This window comes from Betaproteobacteria bacterium, assembly GCA_016791345.1.
Classification (GTDB): Bacteria; Pseudomonadota; Gammaproteobacteria; order Burkholderiales; family JAEUMW01; genus JAEUMW01.
Window position 1 is genome coordinate 1 of sequence record JAEUMW010000407.1, and the last position, 4,510, is coordinate 4,510.

Below are 4,510 nucleotides of genomic sequence, written 5' to 3' on the forward strand. Positions count from 1 at the left end.
TCGACTGGCGGAGAAGGTGGGATTCGAACCCACGGTACGGGGATAAGCCGTACACACGCTTTCCAAGCGTGCGCCTTAAACCTCTCGGCCACTTCTCCCGGAAAGCGCGCGAGAATAAACCAGCGGCAGCACAGTGTCAAAATTGCCGGGAAAGGAAAAGGGCCCGTCGCTTTCACGACGAGCCCTGATCACATGCCTTGTTCCTTTACTTGCTGACTGAGGTCATCGCGCTCTTGATCTGCTCGATGCCCACCTGATCATCGAGCGTGGTCAGATCGCCCGGATCGCGGCCCTCGGCAATGGCTTGAATCGAACGCCGCAGCACCTTGCCGGAGCGGGTCTTCGGCAGTTGCGTGATGAAGTGCACGCGTGACGGCCGTCCGATCGCACCGAGCGCCTTGTCCACGGTCTCGAACACTTCCTTCTCCATGGCCTTGCGAGCTTCCGGGGTTGCAATCTTCGATGCGTCCTTCACGACGGCGAAGGCCATCGGCACCTGCCCCTTGAGTTGATCGGCAACCCCGACCACGGCCACTTCCGCGATGTTCGAGTGATTGCTGACCGCCTCTTCGATCTCGCGCGTTCCCAGGCGGTGCCCAGCGACGTTGATGACGTCGTCGGTCCTGCCGAGGATGAAGTAATACCCGTCACTGTCGCGGATGCCCCAGTCGAAGGTGGTGTACACCATCGGGCTCTTGAACGTCGTGAAATAGGTTTTCACGAAGCGATCATCCTGGCCCCAGACGGTCGCGAGGCAGCCAGGCGGCAGGGGCGGCACCACGCACACGACGCCCTTCTCATTGGGCGGCACCTCCTCACCCGTCGCCTCGTGCAGCAACCGGACGTCATAACCGTAGGAGGGGAACGACGGGCTGCCGAACTTGGTCGGCGTTTTCTCCACGCCATGGACGGCGGTGAGAATCGGCCAGCCGGTCTCGGTTTGCCAGTAGTTGTCGACGATAGGAACACCGAGAGCGTCCGCTATCCAGTGCGCAGTCGGCTCGTCAAGGGGCTCGCCAGCGAGGAACAGCGTGCGCAGCGTGCTGATGTCGTACTTCCTGAGATAGGCGGGATCCTGCTTCTTCAGCACACGGGCTGCGGTCGGTGCGCTGAACATCACCGTCACCTTGTAGTCCTGGACGATCTTCCACCAGATGCCCGGATCCGGACGGATCGGCAGGCCTTCGTAGACGATCGTCGCCATGCCGGTGAGCAACGGCGCATAGACAATGTACGAATGCCCCACCACCCAGCCGATGTCGGAGGTGGAGAAATAGGTCTCCCCCGGGTTGCCGCAGTAGATGTACTTCATGGTGGAGGCCAGCGCGACGGCATAACCCCCGGTGTCGCGCTGCACGCCCTTCGGCTTGCCCGTGGTGCCGGACGTGTAAAGGATGTACGAGGGGTGCGTCGAATCCACCCACTCGCAGGGCACCTGGGCGTTCATGTGCTTCTCGCGAAGCTCGGCATAGTCGACGTCACGCCCCGGAATGAGCTTCATCTCCTTGTCCAGGCCGCGATTGACCATCAGCACTTTCGCGGGAGGCGTCTCGGACAGGCGAATCGCTTCGTCGACCAGATGCTTGTAGGGCACCGCCTTGCCACCGCGCATACCGGCATCCGCCGTGACCATGACCTTCGGTGTCGCGTCATCGATGCGGGTGGCGAGACTGTTCGAGGCGAAGCCGCCGAAGACCACGGAATGGATCGCGCCGAGCCTCACCGTGGCCAGCATCGCGAAAACGGCTTCCGCGATCATCGGCATGTAGATCAGGACGCGATCGCCCTTGCCGACGCCGAGTTCCTGCAGGATCGCCGCAAAGCGGTTGACCTCGGCCAGCAGGTCCTTGTAGGTATAGACCTTCTCCTGGTTGGTCTCGGTCGAGATGTAGATCAGCGCATTGCGATCCGGGTGTTCGGCAGCGTGCCGATCGACGGCGTTGTAACACAGGTTCGTTAGACCACCGGGGTACCATTTCGCGAACGGGGGATTGCTGTAGTCGAGAACCTTGTCGTACGGCTTCTGCCAGTGAATGAGCTGGGCGAGCTCACCCCAGAACGCGTCACGCTCCTCGACCGAACGCCGGTGGAACTCCTTGTAGATTTCTCCCACTTGACCCACTTGATCTCCCTCCTTCGTGTTGTTCGACAAACGCGGAAATGTTCCGCCAATCTTCGCGTCGCACGATGCAGCCGATATCCGAACGATGTGCTACCGCCGTGCCCGGAACCTGCAATTCTATCCCAGGTGGGGCTGCGCGAGATAATGATGACTCTGCATCTCGATCAGACGGCTCAGCGTGCGTTCGAGATCGCGCCCCACCGCTGTCGGGTCGAGCAACCCTTCGAGTGGTGCCTCGGCGGAAACGATGAGCTTGACGCGGCGGTCGTAGAACTCGTCGACCAGCCAGGCGAAGCGCCGCGCCGCGTCGCGCTCGTCCGCGAACATGCGCGGAATCCTTGACAGCAGCACGGTGTGAAAGCGCCGCGCGAGTTCGATGAAGTCGCCCTGGCCCCGCGGCTTCTGGCAGAGCTCTGCGAAATCGAACCACGCGACACCGGTTGCCATTCGTCGCGCGGCAAGCTGTCGACCCTCGACGTCGACCGCGACGTTCGCGTCTCCCTCATCGCGCGCGATCGCGACGAATTCCTCCTGCATGCGCAGTTCGGTGGCATCGGAAAGCGGCGAATGGTAAACGCCGAGCCTTTCCAGAGCACGCAGGCGGTAGTCCTGGCCGCCTTCCACCTTGAGAATCTGCAGGTGACCTTTCAGAAGATCGATCGCCGGCAGGAACTGCCCTCGCTGCAACCCGTTCAAGTACAGATCGTCGGGTTGCGTATTCGAAGTCGTCACCAGCACGACATCCTCGCCGAAGAGTCCATCCAGCAAGTGACGCATCAGCATCGCATCGCCGATGTCGGTGACCAGGAACTCGTCCAGGCACAGAAGCTTGGTGGTACGCGCGAGCCGCTTGGCGACGACTGCAAGCGGATTTGCCTGTCCCTGCAGCGTCGCCAGCTCGTGATGGACGTCCTGCATGAAGCGGTGGAAGTGCAGCCGTCGCTTGCGCTTGATGGGAGCTGCCGCAAAGAAGCAATCCATGAGGAAGCTCTTGCCGCGACCCACGCCACCCCACACGTAGAGTCCCTTGATGCGGCGTCGGCCGCCGCCGAAGAAGCGTTGCAGCGGACCGGCGGAGCGTTCCGCAGCCACCAGATCCTCGAAGAGGCGCTGGAAGTACGGCAGCACCGCCTCCTGCGCCTCGTCGAGCTGGAAACCGTGGGCGCTCGCCTGCTTTCTTACCCAATCCGCTACGCTGCTGCTGTCTTCACCCGGCCGGAACCCGGCAGCGGACGCCTTCGACGGTGCCGCCATCCCCTCCGAACGGGGGGAACCGAGGCGATCCACCGCTGCGTCCACCATCAGATGTGCAGGCTCCGATCGTCGACCCCGAGTGCTGCTTCGTGCATCACTTCCGACAGCGACGGATGAGCGTGGACGCTGCGCGCGATGTCTTCTGCGCTCGCACCGAACTCCATCGCGATCACCGCCTCCGCGATGAGTTCCGAGGCAAAGGGACCGAGGATGTGGACACCGAGGATGCGATCGCTCTCGGCATCGGCAAGGATCTTGACGAAGCCATCGGTCTCGCCGAGCGAACGCGCGCGACCGTTGGCGGTGAAGGGGAACATGCCGGAACGATACGCGATGCCCGCCTCCTTCAACTCCTGCTCGTTGCGTCCGACCCATGCGATCTCGGGCGACGTGTAGATCACCCACGGCACCGTTTCGAGATTGACGTGGCTGTTCTGGCCCGCGATGAGTTCGGCGACCGCGACCCCTTCCTCGGACGACTTGTGCGCGAGCATCGGACCGCGCACGACGTCGCCGATCGCGAAGACGTTCGGCAGATTGGTGCGGCAATAGTCGTCGACCTCGATGAAGCCGCGTTCGTCGACCTTGAGCCCGACTGCCTCCGCGCCGATGCTCGCCGAGTTCGGCACGCGACCGATCGCCACGATCAGCTTGTCGAACTCCGCCTTGTGCACGCCGTCCTTGTCCCCGTACTTGACCGCAACCTTGTCCTTGCTCTTGGCGACACTTTCGATCTTCACGCCGGTGTGGATGACGAGGCCGAGTTCCTTCGAGAATATGCGGAACGCTTCCTTTGCGACCTGAGCGTCGACGGCCCCGAGGAAGGAAGGCAGCGCTTCGAGTACCGTCACCTCGGCGCCCAGCCGTCGCCAGACGCTTCCCATCTCCAGCCCGATCACGCCGGCACCGACCACGCCGAGCTTGCGCGGGACTTCGGCCAAGGCGAGCGCGCCCTCGTTGTCGAGGATGAGTTCATTGTCGACTTCCGCCATGGGCAGCGGCCGCGGCAACGAGCCCGTGGCAATGATGACGTTCTTTGCCTGGATCACCTCGGACTTGTCACCGTCGCTCACCTGGATGCCGCAGGTCGCGCCGGCGGAGACGAGCCGTCCGCGGCCATGCAGGGACGACACC

3 protein-coding genes and 1 tRNA gene are annotated in these 4,510 nt (G+C 62.9%); all 4 read right to left on the reverse strand.

The window, feature by feature from the left end; all coding sequences use genetic code 11:
- Positions 1 to 5: 5 nt before the first annotated feature.
- Positions 6 to 98 (reverse strand) — tRNA-Ser (locus JNK68_15400).
- Between the two features lie 107 nt (positions 99 to 205).
- Entirely contained in the window at positions 206 to 2,113 is a 1,908-nt protein-coding gene (locus JNK68_15405) for a propionate--CoA ligase (protein MBL8541730.1), read from the reverse strand.
- 126 nt (positions 2,114 to 2,239) lie between these two features.
- Positions 2,240 to 3,424 (reverse strand): AFG1 family ATPase, encoded by a 1,185-nt coding sequence (locus JNK68_15410; protein MBL8541731.1) that lies wholly within the window; start codon positions 3,422 to 3,424, stop codon positions 2,240 to 2,242.
- A partial coding sequence (locus JNK68_15415; protein ID MBL8541732.1) for a dihydrolipoyl dehydrogenase occupies positions 3,424 to 4,510 on the reverse strand: 1,087 nt, incomplete at its 5' end. The genes JNK68_15410 and JNK68_15415, both read right to left, overlap by 1 nt.